This is a genomic window from Flavobacterium sinopsychrotolerans, assembly GCF_900110375.1.
Classification (GTDB): Bacteria; Bacteroidota; Bacteroidia; order Flavobacteriales; family Flavobacteriaceae; genus Flavobacterium; species Flavobacterium sinopsychrotolerans.
Genome location: NZ_FODN01000003.1, coordinates 145980 through 166992 on the forward strand (window position 1 = coordinate 145980; position 21013 = coordinate 166992).

The 21013-nt window shown below is 33.5% G+C and carries 23 protein-coding genes and 1 other RNA gene; 11 read left to right on the forward strand and 13 right to left on the reverse strand.

The features are described from left to right. Nucleotides 1-51: 51 nt before the first annotated feature. Both dnaX and BMX64_RS07565 read right to left on the reverse strand, forming a co-directional pair. Nucleotides 52-1137 (reverse strand): DNA polymerase III subunit gamma/tau, encoded by a 1086-nt coding sequence (gene dnaX, locus BMX64_RS07560; protein WP_091169535.1) that lies wholly within the window; start codon nucleotides 1135-1137, stop codon nucleotides 52-54. 229 nt (nucleotides 1138-1366) lie between these two features. Further along, nucleotides 1367-1666 carry a hypothetical protein gene (locus BMX64_RS07565; protein ID WP_091169538.1) on the reverse strand — a complete coding sequence of 100 codons (300 nt, stop codon included), beginning with the start codon at nucleotides 1664-1666 and terminating at the stop codon, nucleotides 1367-1369. 118 nt (nucleotides 1667-1784) lie between these two features. On the opposite strand from BMX64_RS07565, the gene rnpB reads away from it, so the two are divergent. Then, nucleotides 1785-2108: RNase P RNA component class A (gene rnpB / locus BMX64_RS07570), an RNA gene on the forward strand. Nucleotides 2109-2329: 221 nt separating this feature from the next. After that, on the forward strand, nucleotides 2330-3262 hold the full coding sequence (locus BMX64_RS07575) for a ketopantoate reductase family protein (RefSeq protein WP_091169542.1): 933 nt from the start codon (nucleotides 2330-2332) through the stop codon (nucleotides 3260-3262). 168 nt (nucleotides 3263-3430) lie between these two features. Here BMX64_RS07575 and BMX64_RS07580 read toward each other — a convergent pair whose 3' ends face one another. The 3 genes from BMX64_RS07580 to BMX64_RS07590 are packed head-to-tail and all read right to left on the reverse strand — an operon-like array spanning nucleotide 3431 to nucleotide 5768. Next, the gene (locus BMX64_RS07580) at nucleotides 3431-4264 is read right to left on the reverse strand and encodes an OmpA/MotB family protein (RefSeq protein WP_091169546.1); all 834 of its coding nucleotides are present in this window, start codon (nucleotides 4262-4264) and stop codon (nucleotides 3431-3433) included. 52 nt (nucleotides 4265-4316) lie between these two features. Further along, nucleotides 4317-5318: a glycosyltransferase family 2 protein gene (locus BMX64_RS07585; RefSeq protein ID WP_091169551.1), complete on the reverse strand. Its 1002-nt coding sequence runs from the start codon at nucleotides 5316-5318 to the stop codon at nucleotides 4317-4319. Further along, nucleotides 5319-5768 carry a type I restriction enzyme HsdR N-terminal domain-containing protein gene (locus BMX64_RS07590; protein ID WP_091169554.1) on the reverse strand — a complete coding sequence of 150 codons (450 nt, stop codon included), beginning with the start codon at nucleotides 5766-5768 and terminating at the stop codon, nucleotides 5319-5321. Nucleotides 5769-5859: 91 nt separating this feature from the next. Here BMX64_RS07590 and holA point away from each other — a divergent pair, with 91 nt between their 5' ends. The 3 genes from holA (at nucleotide 5860) to ettA (ending at nucleotide 8889) form a co-directional block, all read left to right on the forward strand. Next, nucleotides 5860-6864, forward strand: coding sequence for a DNA polymerase III subunit delta (gene holA / locus BMX64_RS07595; RefSeq protein WP_091169558.1), 1005 nt, complete (start codon nucleotides 5860-5862; stop codon nucleotides 6862-6864). Nucleotides 6865-6940: 76 nt separating this feature from the next. After that, the gene (locus BMX64_RS07600; protein WP_091169561.1) at nucleotides 6941-7123 is read left to right on the forward strand and encodes a CAL67264 family membrane protein; all 183 of its coding nucleotides are present in this window, start codon (nucleotides 6941-6943) and stop codon (nucleotides 7121-7123) included. A gap of 71 nt (nucleotides 7124-7194) precedes the next feature. After that, the gene (gene ettA / locus BMX64_RS07605; protein ID WP_091169565.1) at nucleotides 7195-8889 is read left to right on the forward strand and encodes an energy-dependent translational throttle protein EttA; all 1695 of its coding nucleotides are present in this window, start codon (nucleotides 7195-7197) and stop codon (nucleotides 8887-8889) included. 61 nt (nucleotides 8890-8950) lie between these two features. Here the strand turns inward: ettA and BMX64_RS15915 are convergent, their stop codons facing one another. The 3 genes from BMX64_RS15915 to BMX64_RS07615 form a co-directional block, all read right to left on the reverse strand. Beyond that, nucleotides 8951-9082: a hypothetical protein gene (locus tag BMX64_RS15915; RefSeq protein WP_262987363.1), complete on the reverse strand. Its 132-nt coding sequence runs from the start codon at nucleotides 9080-9082 to the stop codon at nucleotides 8951-8953. A 78-nt stretch (nucleotides 9083-9160) separates the two neighbouring features. Next, nucleotides 9161-9577, reverse strand: a complete 417-nt coding sequence (locus tag BMX64_RS07610; protein WP_091169569.1) for a thiol-disulfide oxidoreductase DCC family protein — start codon at nucleotides 9575-9577, stop codon at nucleotides 9161-9163. 93 nt (nucleotides 9578-9670) lie between these two features. Next, the gene (locus BMX64_RS07615) at nucleotides 9671-11836 is read right to left on the reverse strand and encodes an endonuclease MutS2 (protein ID WP_091169572.1); all 2166 of its coding nucleotides are present in this window, start codon (nucleotides 11834-11836) and stop codon (nucleotides 9671-9673) included. Between the two features lie 146 nt (nucleotides 11837-11982). Here BMX64_RS07615 and BMX64_RS07620 point away from each other — a divergent pair, with 146 nt between their 5' ends. Further along, nucleotides 11983-12654 carry a uracil-DNA glycosylase gene (locus BMX64_RS07620; protein WP_091169574.1) on the forward strand — a complete coding sequence of 224 codons (672 nt, stop codon included), beginning with the start codon at nucleotides 11983-11985 and terminating at the stop codon, nucleotides 12652-12654. 150 nt (nucleotides 12655-12804) lie between these two features. Here BMX64_RS07620 and BMX64_RS07625 read toward each other — a convergent pair whose 3' ends face one another. From BMX64_RS07625 to porX, 5 genes are all read right to left on the reverse strand, one after another. After that, the gene (locus tag BMX64_RS07625) at nucleotides 12805-13179 is read right to left on the reverse strand and encodes a DUF4258 domain-containing protein (RefSeq protein ID WP_091169577.1); all 375 of its coding nucleotides are present in this window, start codon (nucleotides 13177-13179) and stop codon (nucleotides 12805-12807) included. Nucleotides 13180-13215: 36 nt separating this feature from the next. Further along, nucleotides 13216-14415: an alanine dehydrogenase gene (locus BMX64_RS07630; protein WP_167543041.1), complete on the reverse strand. Its 1200-nt coding sequence runs from the start codon at nucleotides 14413-14415 to the stop codon at nucleotides 13216-13218. A 94-nt stretch (nucleotides 14416-14509) separates the two neighbouring features. Beyond that, nucleotides 14510-14983, reverse strand: coding sequence for a GNAT family N-acetyltransferase (locus tag BMX64_RS07635; RefSeq protein WP_091169581.1), 474 nt, complete (start codon nucleotides 14981-14983; stop codon nucleotides 14510-14512). Between the two features lie 8 nt (nucleotides 14984-14991). Then, nucleotides 14992-15399, reverse strand: coding sequence for a tRNA (adenosine(37)-N6)-threonylcarbamoyltransferase complex ATPase subunit type 1 TsaE (tsaE, locus tag BMX64_RS07640; protein WP_091169584.1), 408 nt, complete (start codon nucleotides 15397-15399; stop codon nucleotides 14992-14994). 72 nt (nucleotides 15400-15471) lie between these two features. Further along, nucleotides 15472-17025, reverse strand: coding sequence for a T9SS response regulator signal transducer PorX (gene porX, locus BMX64_RS07645; protein ID WP_091169587.1), 1554 nt, complete (start codon nucleotides 17023-17025; stop codon nucleotides 15472-15474). A gap of 448 nt (nucleotides 17026-17473) precedes the next feature. Here porX and BMX64_RS07650 point away from each other — a divergent pair, with 448 nt between their 5' ends. The 5 genes from BMX64_RS07650 (at nucleotide 17474) to BMX64_RS07670 (ending at nucleotide 21007) form a co-directional block, all read left to right on the forward strand. Continuing rightward, on the forward strand, nucleotides 17474-18349 hold the full coding sequence (locus BMX64_RS07650) for a hypothetical protein (protein WP_091169590.1): 876 nt from the start codon (nucleotides 17474-17476) through the stop codon (nucleotides 18347-18349). A 104-nt stretch (nucleotides 18350-18453) separates the two neighbouring features. Further along, nucleotides 18454-19332: an alpha/beta hydrolase gene (locus BMX64_RS07655; protein ID WP_244273268.1), complete on the forward strand. Its 879-nt coding sequence runs from the start codon at nucleotides 18454-18456 to the stop codon at nucleotides 19330-19332. Between the two features lie 182 nt (nucleotides 19333-19514). Further along, a complete protein-coding gene (locus BMX64_RS15695; protein ID WP_091169594.1) occupies nucleotides 19515-19796 on the forward strand; it encodes a toxin-antitoxin system YwqK family antitoxin in 282 nt (93 codons plus the stop codon). Nucleotides 19797-20168: 372 nt separating this feature from the next. Then, entirely contained in the window at nucleotides 20169-20450 is a 282-nt protein-coding gene (locus BMX64_RS07665) for a hypothetical protein (protein ID WP_091169597.1), read from the forward strand. A gap of 17 nt (nucleotides 20451-20467) precedes the next feature. After that, a complete protein-coding gene (locus BMX64_RS07670) occupies nucleotides 20468-21007 on the forward strand; it encodes a GNAT family N-acetyltransferase (RefSeq protein ID WP_091169601.1) in 540 nt (179 codons plus the stop codon). Nucleotides 21008-21013: the final 6 nt, after the last annotated feature.

Sequence of the window (21013 nt, forward strand, 5' to 3'; positions counted from 1 at the left end):
TCGGTTGAACCGTTATCGAATAATCATTCTTTCTATAATAAGTAGGGGGAATTATATATTGTTCAACTTTTTTTTTTCTCCATCAAAAGTGATAGAGGCAAGTTGCATTAGGCAAAGTTCAACAAGAAGTCGTTGGTTTTGACTCGGTTTGTATTTCAAATCACAATCATTTGCAATCTCGATTCCTTTCAAAAGAAAGTCTTGACTACATTTCTGAGCTTGCACGCCATACATTTGTTGTGCTTGTTCGCCAACTTCTAATAAAGTCAAAGTTGCAGGCGTTTTAGAAACTAATAAATCTCTAAAATGAGAAGCCAATCCAGATACAAAATGATGTGCATCAAAACCTTTAGCAAGAATTTCGTTGAACGCCATCAATAGATCCGGGATTTTGTTTTCCAAAATCAAATCGGTGATGTTGATGTATGTTTCGTAATCCAACACATTCAAATTCTCTGTAACGGCCTGACGTGTTAAATCTTTTCCACAAAAAGAAACTACTCGGTCAAAAATAGACAAAGCGTCACGCATGGCACCATCAGCTTTTTGAGCAATAATGTGCAAAGCGTCATCTTCAAAAACTACGCCTTGACTGGTGGCCACTTCGGCAAGATGTTCTTTGGCATCTTTTACGGTAATTCTTTTGAAATCAAATATCTGACAACGAGAAAGTATCGTTGGAATAATTTTATGTTTTTCGGTCGTAGCCAAAATAAAAATGGCGTGCTTAGGCGGTTCTTCCAGTGTTTTCAGAAAAGCATTGAAAGCTGCCGAAGACAACATGTGAACCTCATCAATAATGTATACTTTGTATTGTCCCGTTTGTGGTGGGATCCGAACTTGGTCAATAAGATTCCTAATATCATCAACAGAATTATTAGAAGCGGCATCTAATTCGAAAACATTAAAGGCAAAATCTTCATTAGGATCATCATATCCGGGCTGGTTAATTTTACGAGCCAAAATACGAGCGCAGGTTGTTTTTCCAACGCCACGAGGTCCTGTAAATAACAATGCTGAAGCTAAGTGATTGCTTTCTATGGCATTCAATAAAGTATTAGTAATGGCTTTTTGTCCTACAACTTCTTTAAATGTTTGAGGACGATATTTACGGGCCGATACAACAAATTGTTCCATAGAAATTTTATTCGAAAGCAAATATAGGTTTTAATTTAAAGATGTAAAAATTTAAGGATTGAAAGATTTTATAATTTTCATAATGGTTTTTGTTCCCCAAATTTCCTAGCCCAGATAGTAGTGAAAATCCTTATGCGCCGGGGTTCGGCGTATAAGATTGTAACGGATAGCTGGAATAAGCTCCTAGAAAAATTCTTGATTTAGTTTTAAATTATTTTAGAAAACGAGCTTACTTGCCTCTTCCTTTGATGCTAAGATCGATTAAAACTCTTGCGGCACCATTTTCGGAATTTGCAGCATATCCCGCTACAAACACTCCTTTTTTACCCGAAGCTGATTTTATGCCATAAACTGTTGCTTCGTCATCTGGATTGGTATCTCCTTCGTAGCGATAAATATGTTGAATTTCATAGTGGCTTGGGTTTTTTATAATGTCTTCCTCATGGAGATTGAAATCATAGGTAAATCCCATCTCATTCAAATCGTCTAAGGCTTTAGAAACGCTGGCATAATGATACATATTTGACATAATAAAGAATTTATAGTTAGTTAATAAAGGTAACTATTTTATTATGAATTGATTGTAAAAGGCTTGTTAAAGTAAATAGCTGTAAAGGAAAAAAAAGAATTAAATAGTGTAAATTTGCACCGCAGACCGCCTTATCGCCGTTTTGAGCAATCAAGAGGGAGGAAAGTCCGGACACCAAAGGGAAGCATAGCGGGTAACACCCGTCGGTCTCGTCTTTACGGACGAGATTAGGACAAGTGCAACAGAAAGTATGTACAGGTAATGCTGTAGTGAAACCAGGTAAACTCTATGCGGTGAAATATCAAGTATATCAGCATTTAAGGGCTTCTCGTCCGTTGTTGAAGGGTAGATAGCTTGAGTCTCGCAGTAATGCGGGATCTAGATAAATGATAAGGCTCTAATTTATTGGAGACAGAATCCGGCTTATAGGTCTGCATTTTTTTATTAAAAGATTTAATAAAATTAAGGATTGTGAAATCTAAAAGAAAACCATTAAGAAATTAAGTTTCATTAAGTTCCAAGGCTTAATTTTCTAAATTTCTTAATGGTTTAATTTTTAACTAGTAGTTATGAAATCGCCAATAACAACAAGTTTGCGTAAGCATACACCAATAAATAAAAGGCGATACCATATATGACAGCTAAAAATTAAATTTTGTACATATGAAAACAAGAATTGGAATTTTAGGATTGGGTGGAGTAGGCGGTTATTTTGGTGGGTTATTAGCCAAAGCTTATGCTGACTCAGATACAATCGAAATTGTTTTTATTGCTCGTGGCGAAACTAAAAAAGCCATTGCTGCGAATGGTTTAAAAATCATTTTGGATGAAAGTGAAATGATTGTTTTTCCAAAATTGCTTTCGGATGATGCAGAAAAAATTGGTAAACTGGATTACTTAATTTGTGCCACTAAAACCTATGATATTGAAACTAGTTTTGAGTCTATAAAAGACTGTATTACTTCGAAAACTATAATTTTACCTTTATATAATGGAGTTGATGCAACGGAACGCATACTAAATTTGTTTCCTGAAAATAATGTTTTGCAAGGCTGCGTTTATATTGTTTCTATGATTGAATCACCTGGAGTAATAAAGAAAATAGGCCATTATGAAAAGCTTTTTTTTGGTTCTAAAAATACTTCAATTTCTTTATTAAAGGAACTACAATCTATTTTTGAAAATGCAAGTATCGAAAGTTATCTTGTTGAAAATATAGAAGAAACAGTTTGGGAAAAATTCATTTTTATTTCTGCTTTGGCTTCGGCAACTTCTTATTTGAATGAGAATATTGGTGGGATTTTGAATAATCCTAATAACAAAGCAATTTATATTTCACTTCTCAATGAAATTACTGCTGTAGCTCTCGCTAAAGGATTAGCGATGCCAAATGATATTATTGTTCAAACGATCATTAAACTTGAAAAATCACCACAAGATAATACATCATCTATGCATAGGGATTTGTTGGCTGGACATAAGATAGAAGTGAATTCCTTAACCGAGTTTGTAGTAAAAGAAGGTTTGAAGTATGCTGTTCCAACTCCAATGTATCGAATGATTTTAGATAAATTAATGAACAGTAACATTTACTAATTAATGATTTAATAAATAAGAAGTTTAAATATTCTTTTTAGTGCGTAAAATAATTTCACGTTTTTTTATTTAATGATAAAAAGGACACTACATAACTATGTTTTAGTAGTAAAAAAAAAGAGGTTGTCTTTTGTAGACAACCTCTTTTAATAAAAAATTTTACAAAAATTATGGTTTTTGTTTTTTCATTTCTTTTTCGATCATATCATAAAACTGATCTATTTTTGGTAAAACTACAATACGCGTTCTTCTGTTACGAGCTTTATTTTCAGCAGAATCATTTTCAACCAAAGGAATATAAGAACTTCTTCCTGCCGCGATTAACTGTGCTGGATTTACACTTAATTGATCTGTCAATACACGAATAATAGAAGTAGAACGTTTTACACTTAAATCCCAGTTGTCTAGTAAAACTCCTTTACCATTGTATGGAACATTATCGGTATGACCTTCAACCATACATTCAAAATCAGGTTTGTCATTTACTACTTTTGCAACTTTGGCTAAAACACTTTTTGCTTTGTCTGTTACTTCATAGCTTCCGCTTTTGAATAATAACTTGTCAGCAATTGAGATAAATACAACTCCTTTTTCAACATTTATTTCAATATCTGGATCCGAGATTCCTACTGAACTTTTCAAACTAGTTACTAAAGCCAATGTTACACTGTCTTTTTTAGTTAATGCATCTTGCATTCTACTAATTTTTAAATCTTTTTCTTTTATAGATTCTAAAGCTTTCTCAATATTTTCGGCCCCTTTAGTAGATAATATCGTCATATCTTTTGAGGTACTGATTAAACCCTGATTTTGTTCTTTCAAACCAGCAACAGTTGCAGTTAATCCTGCTTTTTCTTCTAAGCAAGAATTTAATTTTACAGTAGCTGTATTTAATAAATCTTGAGTTTCTTTGTTTCTGGCTTCTAAATCAGTGTATTTCTTTTTAGAGACACACGAAGTTAATAAAGCCAATACTGATAATGCAATAACTATTTTTTTCATAAGTTGTATTAATTTGATTAAAATGTTAATGACAAAGTTAGTTTTTTAAAATTTATTTAATTCCAAATAAATCGTTAAAAACACTGATTTTCTTAATAAAATAGAAGTAAACGATGCTTTTGGTATTATAGTATTTAGCATTTTGAAAATTACTTCTTTTTTTATAAGTGATAGAAAAAAGGGTGTAAAACGCACCGTGAGCTTTTAATATTGCCCAAAAATGCTTGAACTTTCCTTGAGTTAAAAATTGAATTCCTGCAATTCCATCTAAAATCATTCTGCCTAAAAGTATCGTGTATAATTTTTCTTTAGGAAGGTTTTTGGTAAGCATCAATAGGGAGTTTCTAAAATTTAAGTAAGTTTTCATTGGATGGCCTTGCTGTAAAGTGGCACCTCCTACATGATAAACTACCGATCCAGAATTGTATTTTATTTTATATCCTTTATTAAAGGCACGCCAACACAAATCAATTTCTTCCTGATGTGCAAAAAAATCATCATCAAAACCATGTAATGTTTTATAAACTGAACTTCGGATAAAAAAACAAGCTCCTGAAGCCCAAAATATCTCACAATTATCCTCATACTGTCTAGTATCTTTTTCTAAAGTATCAAAAATTCGACCACGACAATAAGGGTATCCGTATTGATCAATAAATCCACCGGCAGCACCAGCATATTCAAAGTATTCTTTGCGTTTATAATCTAATATTTTGGGTTGGATGATAGCAGTTTTTGGTTCGTTTTCGAAAGTTTTAAGAATAGGTTGCAACCAATTCTCTGTTACTTCAATATCAGAGTTTACTAGTGCATATATTTCTGCATCAATGTGTTTTAGGGCTTCATTATATCCACTGGCAAAACCAAGGTTACTGTCGTTTTTTACAATTTTGATCGAAGGGAAAAAAACTTTGATGTAGGAAATAGAATCATCAGTAGAAGCATTATCAGCCACATAAATTGTAGCTTCCGGAGAATATTGTACAACAGAGGGCAAAAATTTTTCTAATAATAGTATTCCATTCCAATTGAGTATGACAACTGCTAATTTCATTTAGATTATTTTATACATTGGCAATTCGGGGAGGAATTGATATTTTTCATTTTCAAAATCCATTTGGCAAAAGTAATGATTCAATCCATTGGTTACCATCAAAAATTCGGACTTCATCGTCATATTGTATCTTGCAATTTGGTCAAATGTCGCTTGTGCAATTTTTACTTCAGGCGCTTTGCATTCGATTAAAATGAAAATAGAGCCATCAGGATTGAAAACCACGACATCGTATCTTTTACGCAAGCCGTTGATTTTTAAAACCTTCTCTACATTAATCAATGATTTTGGGTATTTTTTTTCTTCCAATAAAAATTGGACTACATGCTGACGAACCCATTCTTCGGGAGTAAGAATGATAAATTTTTTCCTGATTTCATCAAAAATGGAGACTTTATTTTCGCTATTTTTGAACCGAAAGTTATAAAGTTGAAAATTTAGTTTTTGCATAAAGCAAAAGTATTAAATAAGTTTAAAGTTTAAAGTTTAAAGTTTCATTCGAGGCAACAAACTTTAAACTTAAAACTTTAAACAAAAAGGAATGGACGAGGTTATAAAAATTGTAAATGATATAAAAAGCGGGAACATCAAACCAATCTATTTTTTGATGGGTGAAGAACCGTATTATATTGATAAACTATCAGATTATATTGAGGAAAAAGTCTTATCCGAAGAAGAAAAAGGCTTCAATCAAACCGTTTTATACGGAAGAGACGTTTCTATTGAAGATATTATTTCGACTGCAAAACGCTATCCAATGATGGCAGAACGTCAAGTGGTCATCGTAAAAGAAGCACAGGATTTAATCAGAACCATAGATAAACTGGAAAGCTACGCTGAAAACCCAATGACAACAACAGTTTTAGTTTTTTGCTATAAATACAAAACGCTTGACAAACGTAAAAAAGTAACCAAATTGTTAGCGAAAAACGGTATCGTTTATGAAAGCAAGAAACTATATGAGAACCAAGTAGGAGAGTGGATTAAACGCGTTTTGTCAGGCAAAAAATATTCCATTGAGCCCAAAGCAAATGCTATGTTGGTAGAATTTCTTGGGACAGATTTGAGTAAAATAAACAATGAACTGGAAAAATTACAAATTATTTTGCCAGTAGGAAGCACCATAACTCCCAAGCATATTGAGGAAAATATAGGGTTTAGCAAGGATTTTAATGTATTTGAATTACGAAAAGCTCTTGGCGAACGCAACCAGTTAAAAGCTTATACGATTGCGGAAAACTTTGCACAAAATCCAAAAGACAATCCAATGGTGGTAACTACAAGTTTGGTTTTTGGATTTTTTATCCAATTACTGAAATACCATGGTTTGAAGGACAGAAATCCAAAAAATGTGGCTGCAGTATTGGGCGTAAATCCATTCTTTTTGAAAGAATATGATGTGGCTTTGAAAAACTATCCGATGAAAAAAGTGAGTCAAATTGTTGCGGCTTTAAGAGATATTGATGTGAAAAGTAAAGGTGTTGGCGCTAATGCAATGTCTCAATCCGATTTGTTACGAGAAATGCTTTATAAAATATTTAATTAAAGGACAAAAATTTCCGATATTTGCACTCCCATTCCGAGACTTCGGAATTGGGTTATTAAAAATAAATACCACAATTATGGGAATGAATAAAAACACTATTTTAGGTTGGGCTACTTTGATAATGATTGTAATGGGTTTATTGCTTATCGCATTAGGCGCTTTTAGATATGATGACGTAGCTGGCTGGGGATTTGCAGCAGTAGGTGTTGGTTTTTTGGCTAATGCTTGGGTGTTTAGTTCGCTTAAAGGCAGACTGTAGTAGTTGTTTTAAATGTGGATTCTAGACTGAAAGTGAAAATTGATAATGTAATTTTAAATTAAAAAATAAAGATGGCAGACGATAAAAAAGTGATATTCTCAATGTCAAAATTGAGTAAAACATATCAAGGAGCAGATAAACCGGTACTTAAAAACATCTATTTGAGTTTTTTTTATGGAGCTAAAATTGGTATTTTAGGTTTAAATGGTTCTGGAAAATCTTCCTTATTGAAAATTATTGCTGGTGTTGATAAAAACTATCAAGGTGATGTAGTTTTTGCACCTGGTTACACAGTAGGTTATTTAGAACAAGAGCCTATTTTAGATGACAGTAAAACGGTTATTGAAATTGTAAGAGAAGGAGTTGCTGAAACAATGGCTGTTCTAGATGAATTCAATAAAATTAATGACAGTTTTGGTTTGCCGGAAGTCTATGAAAATGCCGATAAAATGGAGCAATTGATGGATCGTCAAGCGCTTTTGCAAGATAAAATTGATGCATTGGGAGCGTGGGAAATCGATACCAAACTGGAAATTGCCATGGATGCGTTGCGAACTCCGGAAGGCGATACACCAATCAAGAATTTATCTGGTGGTGAGCGTCGTCGTGTAGCTTTATGTCGTTTGTTGTTACAACAACCTGATGTATTGCTTCTGGATGAGCCTACGAATCACTTGGATGCGGAAAGTGTACTTTGGTTAGAACAACATTTAGCACAATATGCAGGAACTGTAATTGCAGTAACACACGATAGGTATTTCTTGGATAATGTTGCCGGTTGGATTTTAGAATTGGATAGAGGTGAAGGAATTCCTTGGAAAGGGAATTATTCTTCTTGGTTGGACCAAAAATCAAGTCGTATGGCATTAGAAGAAAAAGTAGCTTCGAAACGCAGAAAAAACTTAGAACGTGAGTTGGACTGGGTTCGTCAAGGTGTCAAAGGGCGTCAAACGAAACAAAAAGCACGTTTGCAGAACTACGATAAATTATTGAATGAAGACCAAAAACAATTAGACGAAAATCTGGAAATTTATATTCCAAATGGTCCACGTTTAGGAACGAATGTAATTGAAGCCAAAAATGTTGCTAAAGCTTTTGGAGATAAATTGTTATATGATAATTTAAATTTCACTTTGCCACAAGCAGGAATTGTTGGGATTATTGGACCAAATGGTGCTGGTAAATCAACTATTTTCAAAATGATCATGGGCGAAGAGAAGCCAGATGCAGGAGAATTTTTAATTGGAGACACTGTAAAAATCGCTTATGTAGATCAAGCACATTCCAACATAGATCCTAATAAATCAATTTGGGAAAACTTTGCTGACGGTCAGGAATTGATCATGATGGGCGGAAAGCAAGTAAATTCAAGAGCTTATTTGTCACGTTTTAATTTTGGTGGAGGAGAACAAAACAAGAAAGTTTCTATGCTTTCTGGAGGAGAACGTAACCGTTTGCACCTTGCGATGACTTTAAAAGAAGAAGGAAACGTACTTTTGCTGGATGAGCCTACGAATGATTTGGATATTAATACACTTCGTGCATTAGAAGAAGGTTTGGAGAGTTTTGCAGGTTGTGCGGTAGTTATTTCTCACGACAGATGGTTCTTAGATAGAATTTGTACGCATATTCTAGCTTTTGAAGGTAACTCTGAAGTGTATTGTTTTGAAGGTGGTTTTTCTGAATACGAAGAAAACAAGAAAAAACGTTTGGGTGGTGATTTAACGCCAAAACGATTGAAATACAGAAAATTAATTAGAAGTTAATTCATTCTAATTGTCTTAATAATAGCAAGAGGGTGTCCATTGGTCATCCTCTTTTTTTGTGCTATTTTTTTATTTTTTTGTCGGAATTCATCATAATCAAAACTGCGGCAACCAGTCCTATGATTACTAACCCGAATACAACAACCATTATAAAAGTTCCGTTATCCCAAGAAAAAAGTGTAGTGTCTTTCATGATTAATTAAATTTTAAGATTGTCCAAATATATTATTCTTACAAAATAAAAGGCATGATAATTATCATAATTGGGCATTTATTCTAAAAATTTACCTTGTAGCTCCTTTGTAGGGATCAGACAAGTTTCCTTTTTTCCATACCATTTGTATCGGTTCTTAGCGATATAATCGTAAATATAGTTATTAAAAGAAGTCGGTAATATTGAAAATAGTGAGGCAAAATAGAATATTCCACCCAAATTTTTTGCAATCTCTAAAGCTGCTTCTGATTTGTAGTAGTAAGCAAAACCAGGCTGGTACAAAATAATACTATCTATTTTTTGTGCATCAATTCCCAAGTGTTGGATAATTTTTTGACCCAAATCAGATTGTAAGGCAACGAACCTAAAAACATCTTTTGCATCATGTTTAATAATCATTTGTACTGCCGAATCACACAGATTGCAAACGCCGTCAAAGAGGATTATTTTTTTATCTCTAGGAATATTGAGCATAATTTAAAATTTAAAATTCAACCGGATTGAGATTTCTCCTTCGTCGAAATGACAAAACATGAGATGAGACTGAAAACTGCAAACTGAATACTTTTATTTTTTTCCCGCTTCAACAAATTCCAGTGCTTCCAGACTTACTTTTGAAGTAAATACACCATAGTTTACAGTTGCTTTGTTTTTTTCAATAGAATCAATGGTTCCCACTGCTTTTCCGTCCAACATTCGTACGCGATCGCCTACTTTTAGGATTGGTTTTGGTTTTTCAACCACTACTTTTAATTTCTTCTCTTTCTTTTCTTTTCTTATTTCTTCAACCTGAACGGTCACTTCTTGAATGACTTCTTTTTTCTTTTCAATCAGTGCTTTTGTCTCTTTAGTTGTGGCTTTCTTGCGCTTTGAATTTTCGATTTCAATGATTTTCAAAAACTCACCAAGGAGTTCTTTCTTGTTCTTATTGTTGAAATATTTCTCCGAAATGTCTTCAATTTTTTGACCAATGTAAATTGTTTTCTGGTTGCTGTCGTATAATTCTTGATAGCTTTCCAGTTTTTGTTTGATTTTTACATTAATGGTTTCCATTTTCTTGCCTTCTTCACGTGCTTTTGTTTCCTCTTCTTTCAGCGTTTGCGAAGTTTTCTCCATTTTAGAACGTTCTTTCTGAAGGGTTGCAATCGTTTTATCAAAACGCACTTTACCCACTTCAATTTTCTTTTTCGCCCGATTGATTAAACTGAAAGGAATTCCATTTTTTAAAGCTACTTCAAAGGTGAAGGAACTTCCTGCTTGACCTAAAACTAATTTGTACAATGGCTCTAATGTTTTTTCATCAAAAAGCATATTGGCATTGGTAGCAAAAGGCAATTCGTTGGCCAGAATTTTTAAGTTTGAATAATGCGTTGTAATAATCCCGAAAGCTTCTCGATGGTAGAATTCTTCTAAGAAAATTTCGGCTAAAGCACCTCCTAATTCTGGATCAGAACCGGTACCAAATTCATCAATAAGGAACATGGTTTTTCTATTGCACTTCTTTAAAAAGTAGTTCATGTTCTTTAATCGGTAACTGTATGTACTTAGATGATTTTCAATAGATTGATTATCTCCGATGTCTGTTAAAATTCGATCAAATAAAAACGTTTCACTGCGTTCGTGCACCGGAATCAACATTCCGGATTGCAGCATTAATTGCAGTAGTCCTACGGTTTTTAACGAAATAGTTTTACCTCCCGCATTTGGCCCTGAAATCACTATGATTCTACTTTCCTGACTCAATTCAATAGTTTGCGGATGCGTAATTTCGTTTTTTTGTTTGTTGTTCAAATACAGAATTGGATGGAAGGCATCTCTAAAATAAAGGCGGCGTTCCTCTGTAATTGTTGGCAAAATTCCATTGATTTTATTGGCATATTTTGCTTTCGCAGCAATTACATCAATATCACTAAGAAAATCCTGATATTTGATTAAAAGCGGTAAATATGGGCGAATATAATTAGATAACTGTTTTAAAATTCGGGTGATTTCTTCTTTCTCTTCGTATTCAAGATTACTCAATTCACGGGAATATTGTAAAGTAGCTTCGGGTTCAATATAAGCAATACTTCCTGTCTTGGAACTGCCCAAAATAGATCCTTTGACTTTACGGCGATACATCGCTAAAACTGCTAAAACGCGTCGATTTTGAACAAAACTTTCTTTGATATCATCTAAATATCCTAAAGCATTGTATTGTGTCAATGCTGTGCCAAAACTTTGATTGACTTTTCCGCGAACAACATTCATACTGCGACGGATGTTCAATAAATCCGGGGAGGCATTGTCTTTAATTTCGCCATATTTATCGACTACTTCGTCCACCATCGTGATGATTTCTTTGGTCAGTTCGACTTGGTTTGCTCTTGCGTTTATATTTGGATAATAATCCTCGAATTTTCTCAAAAAACTCAACAGGAAATTTACCGTTGAAGAAATGGTAGCGATTTTTCTAAAACTGCCTACTTCCAAGAAACTGTCTTCGATGGCCAGAAATTTTATTTCATGCGTGATAGCATCAAAACCATGATTGGGAATGGCATTGTTATTTTGGAAAGACGAAACATATTCTGAGGTTTGCATTAATGCTTGCATCAACGTTTCCTTGTCTTTAAAAGGGGTTATTTCTAATGCTTTTTGTTTTCCAATGTCAGTATTACAAATGGTCGAAATAGTTTCGAGAACCGTTGGAAATTGTAAATCTTGTAATGTTTTTTCAGTGATGGATATCATTTATCGTATAATTCTTTTCAACACAAAAATAGCTAATAGTTAAGACTATTTAACAGACTTTCACAAAGAATTAATGAATGTTTATTATCCTTTTTATGATTCAAAAAAAATATTCTCTCTGTATCTTTGCTTTCTAATATTTAACTATGCAAATCAATCTCAATACCACTTGGCAATCCATTTTATCTGATGAAATCCAGAAACACTATTTTCAGGAACTAATGGAAACGGTTGATGAAGAATATAAAAATCATACGTGTTATCCTTCGAAAGAATTGATTTTTGCTGCATTTAATTATTGTAATTTCAGAGATGTAAAAGTGGTTATTATTGGTCAAGATCCGTATCACGGTAAAGGCGAAGCCAATGGCTTGTGCTTTTCTGTAAATGATGGTGTTCGAATTCCGCCTTCGTTACGTAATATTTTCCGCGAAATGAGTGAGGATTTGGAAACTATTTTCATGCCCACTTCCGGAAATTTAGAAGCTTGGGCAAAGCAGGGCGTTTTGTTGTTGAATGCCTCGCTGACCGTGAGAGAAGATAATGCGAATAGTCATAAACACTTAAAATGGAATCTTTTTACGGATGCAGTTATCCAGAAAATTTCGGAAGAAAAAGAGCATGTTGTTTTCTTGCTTTGGGGAAATTTCGCCCATAAAAAAGGACTCAAAATAGATCGAACAAAACATCTGGTTTTAGAATCTGGGCATCCTTCGCCTATGAGCGCCAATCAGGGAAAATGGTTCGGGAACAAGCATTTTAGTAAAACGAATGCGTATTTGAAAAGTAATAATTTAGAACCTATAAAATGGTTATAGTTTTTTAAACTATTTTCAAATTATCGTTTCTGAACCATTAAGAAATTAAGTTTAATTAAGGTTTTAAAACTTAATTTTCTAAATATCTTAATGGTTTGATTTTAAAGGTACTGTTTTCTAAAATTTACTTTTATACGAATAAAAGAGTAATTATTTTTTTATAATATCCTCTAAAACGGCTTTGTCAGTGTAATTAATGACTTTCAAAGTTACCTCTTGATTTTTGATTGTTTTTCCTTCGATGATGTATAACTTTCCTTTTTTAAGTTCGATATTACTATTGTCGAAATCTACGTCACCAAATTGCAATGTGTTTTTAATATCGGAAGTATCAATCCATTTTTCAGCCAAAATCTGTGATGCTTTATCTGAATAATAGAAGGGTTTGTTTCTTAAATCATTCAAGACTCTTGCATTTGGAAAATAGTTACAACGGGTATCTTTACCACTGAAAACTAACGCTACAAAAAACAGTCCTATTACTAAACCTACTAAATAATAGGCAAAACGATGTATAAACTTCATGAATTAAATTTTTGGCAAAGGTAGAAGAAAGTTTTCTTAAAAAACAATTAAATTGATGTCGTTATTGGGTAAATCGAACCAATCACCAATGGCACTATTTGTGAGGATTCCGTGGTACATATAAACGCCATTTTTCAATCCTTTATCACAACGGATAGCACTTTCTATTCCGCCATCTTCAGCAATTTTCATAAGATAGGGAGAAATTATATTGCTAATGGAAAGCGATGCCGTTTTAGAATATCGGGAAGGAATATTGGGTACGCAATAATGCAAAACATTGTTTTTGATAAATGTTGGTTTCTCATGTGAAGTCACTTCCGAAGTCTCAAAACAACCGCCGGTATCAATACTTACATCAACAATTACAGCTCCATTTTTCATGTGTTCTACCATGGTTTCCGTAACAATTACGGGACAACGTTCTTTACCTCGCATAGCGCCAATAGCGACATCACATCGTCTTAATGCTTTCAATAAAGATTTTGGTTGTATGGTAGAAGTAAAAATACGCTGATTCAAATTATTTTGCAAACGACGCAATTTGGTAATAGAATTATCAAAAACTTTGACACTGGCTCCTAAACCAATTGCGGTTTTAGCGGCAAATTCCCCAACGGTTCCTGCGCCCAAAATAACCACATCGGTAGGAGGGACGCCGGTAATGTTCCCGAATAATAATCCTTTTCCAAATTCGTTGGTAATCATCAACTCAGCAGCGATAAGAATGGATGCTGTTCCGGCAATTTCGCTCAAGGATTTCACCGCAGGATACGTTCCGTCTTCGTCCTTGATGTATTCAAAAGCTAGAGCAGTAATTTTCTTTTTGGTTAACGCCTCAAAATACGTTTTCTTGCGCGTTTTCAATTGAATGGCGGACAACAGAATCGTTTGCGGGTTCATCATTTCAATTTCAGCGAGTGTGGCGGGTTCCACTTTCAAAATCATGGGGCAACTGAATACTTTTTTGGTGTCATTAGTAATTTCGGCACCTGCATCAGAATATTCTTTGTCGGTATAACTAGAACTCAATCCCGCTCCCGCTTCTATCATCACGCGATGGCCATGAAAGGTAAGCGAGTTAACAGCATCTGGGGTAAGACAAATTCGGCGTTCCTGATAACTCGTTTCTTTTGGAATCCCAATAAAAAGTTCGCTTTTTTGTCTTGCAATCTCCAGTTTTTCCTCTTGGGGTAAAAGCTGTTGTTTTGTGAATGGCGTTATAGTTATTGACATTGATGTTGTTAAATTAAGGGTACAATTTACGTAAAAAGTTTTATAAAAAGTACAAATTCAATATTGATAGATTCATTTGGAATACGACAGAATCTCAGTGAATGATTCTTTCCATTTTTATATCGGCTCGTTCATAAACGCCATCTTCCAATGGCACTTCTACGAAACCAAATTTTTCATACAAATGAATAGCCGACAGTAATTTCCGGTTCGAATATAAAATCAGTTTCTCCATTCCTTTTGCTTCGGCAACAGCAAGACAATGCAACATTAGTTTCTTGCCAATTCCTAATCCTTGTACACCATGTGTAACTGCCATTTTACTCAGTTCGAAAGTCGTATCGTCAATTTTTATTAAGGAAACTGTTCCTACAATTTCATCTTTATATTTCGCATAAAAAATCATTCCCCCTTTGTCTATTATCTGACCTTGCGGATCCGAAAGTACGATTTCATCTTTGGGTTCAACCCTAAAATGTTTTTGCAACCATTCCAGATTTAATGTTTTTATAGCTTCTTTGTATGTCGGAGAAAAAGGTATAATTGCTACAGAATTGTCTACATTCATAATTACTTTTAACTTAAGGTTAAAGAACGTTTTCCATCAGCAAGTAGCGAAATAGTAATAACCGAATGAACTTCGGGAATCAAATTTGGAATCTTCTCTGCCCATTCTATAAAGCACCAATTACCGGAATACAAATAATCATCAATTCCCATATCTAAAGCCTCTTCCTCTTTGTTTAATCTGTAAAAATCAAAATGATAAACCAGCTGATTGTCATTAGCTTCGTATTCATTAACTAAAGAAAAAGTTGGACTGCTCGTTGCTCCGGTTACGCCAAGTGTTTTACATAATTGCTTGATCAACGTTGTTTTTCCAACGCCCATTTCTCCATGAAAAAGAATCACTTTTTTAGGGTTATTGGCAATAATTTGTTGCGCCACTTCTTCGAGTTGGTCAATAGAAAAAATGATATTCATTCTTATAAAATTGTTTAAAGTTTAAAGTTTAAGGTTCTTGCCGTACACTGAAAACTGAGACTGACTACTTTTTTATTTCGGGTTAAAAACTAAAAACGGAATAATCATTTCTTCCAATGAAATTCCACCGTGCTGATACGTATTTTTGTAATAACTCACATAATGATTGTAATTGTTGACATACGCCAAGAATAAATCATTTTTTGCAAAAATATAAGAACTGCTCATATTTATGGTAGGCAAACCAATATTTTTTGGTTCTTTCACGGCATAAACATCTTTGTGTTCGTATGTCAAACTGCGTCCGGTTTTGTAACGTAAATTCAAACTGGTGTTTTTGTCACCCACCACTTTCGATGGATTTTTTACATTTATCGTCCCATGATCGGTAGTCAAAATCAATTTGAAACCCATTTTTTGGGCCTGTTGAATGATTTCTAAAAGAGGGGAATTCTTAAACCAACTCAACGTCAGCGAGCGATACGCTTTATCATCTGAGGCCAGTTCTTTTACCACATCCATCTCCGTTTTAGCATGTGAAAGCATATCTACAAAGTTGTAAACCACGGTCACTAAATCATTATCTTTTAAGGCTTTGAAGCTTTCGGATAATTTTTTTCCGCCGGCAAGACTGGTAATTTTAAAATAATCTTCCTTGATATTCAAGCCCAATCGTTTCAATTGCGCCGTCAAAAATTCTGCTTCAAAAAGGTTTTTTCCGCCTTCTTCAGGGTCATTTTTCCAGTATTGCGGAAACTGTTTCTCCATTTCCAGTGGCGTTAAACCAGAGAAAATGGCGTTTCTTGCATATTGCGTCGCCGTAGGAAGAATAGAGTAGTAAGGCACTTCTTTTTCCAGCTTGTAGTAATTTCCCACTACACTTTCAAAAGTTTTCCATTGGTCGTAACGCAGGTTGTCAATCACGACAAACAAAATGGGCTTGTCTTTTTTCTTGAGTTCAGGAAGTACTAATTCTTTGAATAAGGTGTGTGATTGAACTGGCTTATCGGCTTTTGGTGCAAACCAATCCTCGTAATTACGCTCAATGAATTTTCCAAATTGCGAATTGGCTTCTGTTTTCTGGGATTCCAAAATTTCAATCATGCTTTGATCATCGATATTCTCCAATTCCAGTTCCCAAAAAATCAATTTCTTGTACAACTCAATCCAGTCTTCATAAGAATTTACCATCGCCATTTCCATGGTGATTTTTCTAAATTCCTTCTGATAATCTAGCGTAGTTTTTTGCGAAATCAATCGGGAATGATCCAGATTTTTCTTCAAACTCAACAAAATCTGATTCGGATTCACAGGTTTGATTAAATAATCAGCAATTTTAGAACCTATGGCTTCCTCCATAATGTATTCTTCCTCACTTTTCGTAATCATAATCATAGGAACCGAAGATTTTTTCTCCTTCATTTCTGACAAGGTTTCCAAGCCGCTCATTCCGGGCATATTTTCATCCAAGAAAACAATATCAAAATTATTTTCCTCAAAAATCCCAATGGCATCAAGCCCATTGTTACAGGTTGTTACCTCGTAATTTTTCTTTTCCAGAAATAGTATATGTGGTTTCAAAAGGTCGATTTCATCATCAACCCAAAGTATTTTTATTTTATCCATAATTGTATCAACAAGAGTTCTAACGTACTAAATTAAAGTGCCAAATTACATTTTTTTGTAACGGCTACCTGCTAATATTATGATAATTTTTTAACACACTTACGCTGCATTTTATAAAAGTACAATTCACTTTCGTTTTGTTTTATGTTTGCTTTTGGGCGTGCCCCATCCTCCGTAAACTCCGTCCGGGTCGGGCTATACGCTGTATCTTTCCTTTTTTAAAGAAAAAAGGAAAGGATGCCGCTTCCATCCCTCACGCAGTTGAAAGAATGATTGGGGTTTACAATTACGTTTGGGAACGGGAGGTTTCTGGAAACTAACTTGGATTATATTATTTGTAGTTTTTATTTTATATTTTCGTAAGAAATAATGATAGATGTTTATCAAACTTGTAAATAAGTTATTGGCAACTCAAAAAAAAAACGAATCAAGAACCAATTAAAAAAAAATGAAATTAGGAAAACCAGCAATAAAAAGATTAGCAGAAATGATATGCGGAAATATTCCTTTTGATCATTTCCCATATCGTTCATCATCACAACTAACAAAATTTTTCTTTGATTTAGATTTAGAATATGTTCACGATGGCTCAACAAGGTCAGCTTGGGTTCAAGAAACATTAGAAGAATTAAATGAAAAAAATGATAGTCAAGAAAAATTACCCAGCAGAGATTTAATAAGGGTTATTATACTACTTGTAAATCCTGATTACTTCTTATTTGATGAAAAATTAAATCATCTAAAAGCTATTGAAGACGTAAATAAAGCAATTAAAAGTTCTGGTTTAATATTGAAGCAAAAATTTGACGGACAATCTAATGTCGCTTTGTTGAGCGGAGAATTTATATCTACATCCATTAAAGAAACTGAAGTTGTAAAAACCATAACTTTTGCTCCTTCGGTATTTAAAGTTCCTCAAAAAGAGATTAATAACAAGTTAATTTCGGTTATGATGCCATTCAATCCTGCCTTTCGAGGAACTTATGATGCTATAAAAAGGGTTACAGACCATATGAATTTGGAATGTTTAAGGGCAGATGATATTTGGGAAAATTCAACTTTTATTCAAGATATATTTGATTTGATTTATTGTGCAAGAATAATAATTGTTGATTTTAGTGACAGAAATCCAAACGTAATGTATGAAACTGGAATAGCTCATACTTTAGGGAAAACCGTAATTCCGATTGCACAATCTTTAAGTGATGTTCCTTCTGATTTAGGTCACCATCGGGTATTAAAGTATTTACCAAATGATGAAGGTTACCGAAATCTTTCAAATGAATTATACAAAAGAATAAAAACTATATTAGAAGAAAAATAAGTACTTGTTACAACTTCTGCTAGCTCTCACGTCCAGCTCATGAAAGCAAACAAAATCAAACAATATATAACAATGTCACACACATTCATTTTTAAAAATATTCGATGAGAAACAAAATGATGAAACCAATATTGATTTTAATACTGCTCTTTTTTGCTACATCTTCAAGTTCTCAAAATAATAAGCCAAAAGAGAACAGTAAACCTTTTGTTCTGGGAAGCATCGAAGAAATACAGTCAAAAGTATTATCCGAAAAAAGAATACTAAACATTTATTTACCCGAAGGATATCAACAAAATGATACTATCACCTATCCCGTAATCTATTTACTAGATGGTTCCGCTGATGAAGATTTTATTCACGTTGTTGGGCTTTTTCAATTCAACAGTTTTTCGTGGATTAATAGAGTTCCAAAATCAATTGTTGTCGGAATTGCAAATGTGGATCGCAAAAGAGATTTTACATATCAAACTACCATCGAAGCAGACCAAAAAAGATATGCAACTGCGGGGAAATCGGCAAATTTCATTTCATTTTTAGAAAAGGAATTACAACCTTATATTGAAAAGAAATACAAAACAAACGATTCAAAAACCATTATTGGACAATCATTAGGCGGACTTTTGGCTACCGAAATTTTACTTCAGAAACCCAATTTATTCAATAAATACATCATCATAAGTCCAAGTTTGTGGTGGGATAATGGCTCTTTGTTGCGTCAAAATTCAGTTATTTATCAAGAAAATTTTAATAAAAAAATTGATATTTACATAGGAGTTGGCAAAGAAGGACTTGCACCAAGTGAGATTCCGCATGTTATGGAAGTAGATGGAAATCTATTAACAGAAAAGTTAAAAAGTTCAAAATCTAAAACGGTAACAGTAAATTTTGACTATTTGCCACAGGAAGACCACGCCACGATAACGCATCAAGCTATTTTTAACGCTTTGAGAATTTTGTATCCGATGGCAACTGAAAAGTAAAAAGTAGCGTTCCTAAATATTCGAATGAATAATTCTTTTAATTATCAATTCTGACAGGAATTATTAATTACAAATTAGCGTGAATAAGAACTTAAAATAATACGAAATCAAAAAGTCAACATTCGTAATTATTGGATTCATGTTATCATTTGGATTTGGTTTAATTTTCAACTAAAAATAAAATGTTAGACAAAAAACACTACGTAAACGGACAAATCGCCCATGAGTTGGTTGGAGATCAATTGACTTATTTTTTCAAAAACGGAAAAGTGAAGGCAAAAGGTACTTTTATCAATGGACTAATGGAAGGCGAGTGGATCTTTTATCGGGAAACCGGACAGCTTTGGCAAATTGGAAATTTCAAAAACAGCACCAAAAATGGTTCTTTTATTCGGTATGACAGAAACGACCAAATAGAATATCAGGAGACTTTTGAAAACGACAAAATCATCAAAAAACGATAGTTCAATTAATTGTTTCAGCATTTCTAAAAAGCTGTTATTTATTACGTTAAAAGCAATAAATGGCATTCTTGAAATTCTGGTTTTTTAACTACAGTAAATTAATTTCTTTAAGAATTACTTAGTAAAAAAAACAGTAAATTTTTTGAGCATCTAAAAAATAGGAATTAATGAAGTTCGGGTTTTACTTTTTGCCATGATAACCCTGACAACATTAAGAAAATAAGACGTTAAACCGAGAAAAATTAATATAAAATTGGCAGTAACAAACCGTGGAGATTTTATTTTTGTATGTAGTATTATGGCGAATAAAACGAGTTAACTTTTTGATTAGCTACAATACTGCAATTTATTATTAATTCAATTTTTACTATTATGACAGAAGATTTCAAAATCATTGATAAAGAGGATATTGCGCTTCTTAAGTTTCCAAAAACAGATGTTCTAAACGACGTTGAAGAAATAAAAACTAGAACAGGTGAAATCAACAGGGCCTTATCATTGGGTAATTTAGAGCATTCAAAAATTAAAATATTCTTTGAAGACAGCGAATCCAAAAAAGTTGTGGATACTACGGTTTGGGCTGTTACAGACAAAAATGTTATTTTAAAGCAAGGTGTGATGATTCCTATTCACAGAATATATAAGTTGTTTTAGTATTATAAAAACAAAAAATGAACACCCTAATTCTCAAAACAGCACGATTAATACTAAGACCAATCACGCTATTGGATTTGGATTATATTCACGAATTACATTCTTTGAAAGAAACCGATGAGTTCAATACGTTAGGAATTCCGGAAAATATTGAAGAAACAAAACAGGTTTTAGAAAAGTGGATTTTTGAAAACAATAAAGACCTTACGACCCATTTTACTTTTGCGATCGAATTAAATACCGGAAACCAAATTATTGGATTAATTGGAATCAATTTAGGGAAATTGAAATATAAAAATGCTGAAGTTTGGTTTAAATTCCACAAAGACCATTGGAACAAAGGGTACGCTACAGAATCTTTGAAAGAAATTCTACGTTTTGGTTTCAATGAACTGAATCTGCATCGGATTGAAGCGGGTTGTGCTGTTGGGAATGTTGGTTCCATACATGTTTTAGAAAAAACAGGAATGACCAGAGAAGCTCACACCCGAAAATTATTGCCATTGTCATCCGGCTGGTCCGATAATTACGGTTACGCTATTTTAGCAACCGATTAATAAAAT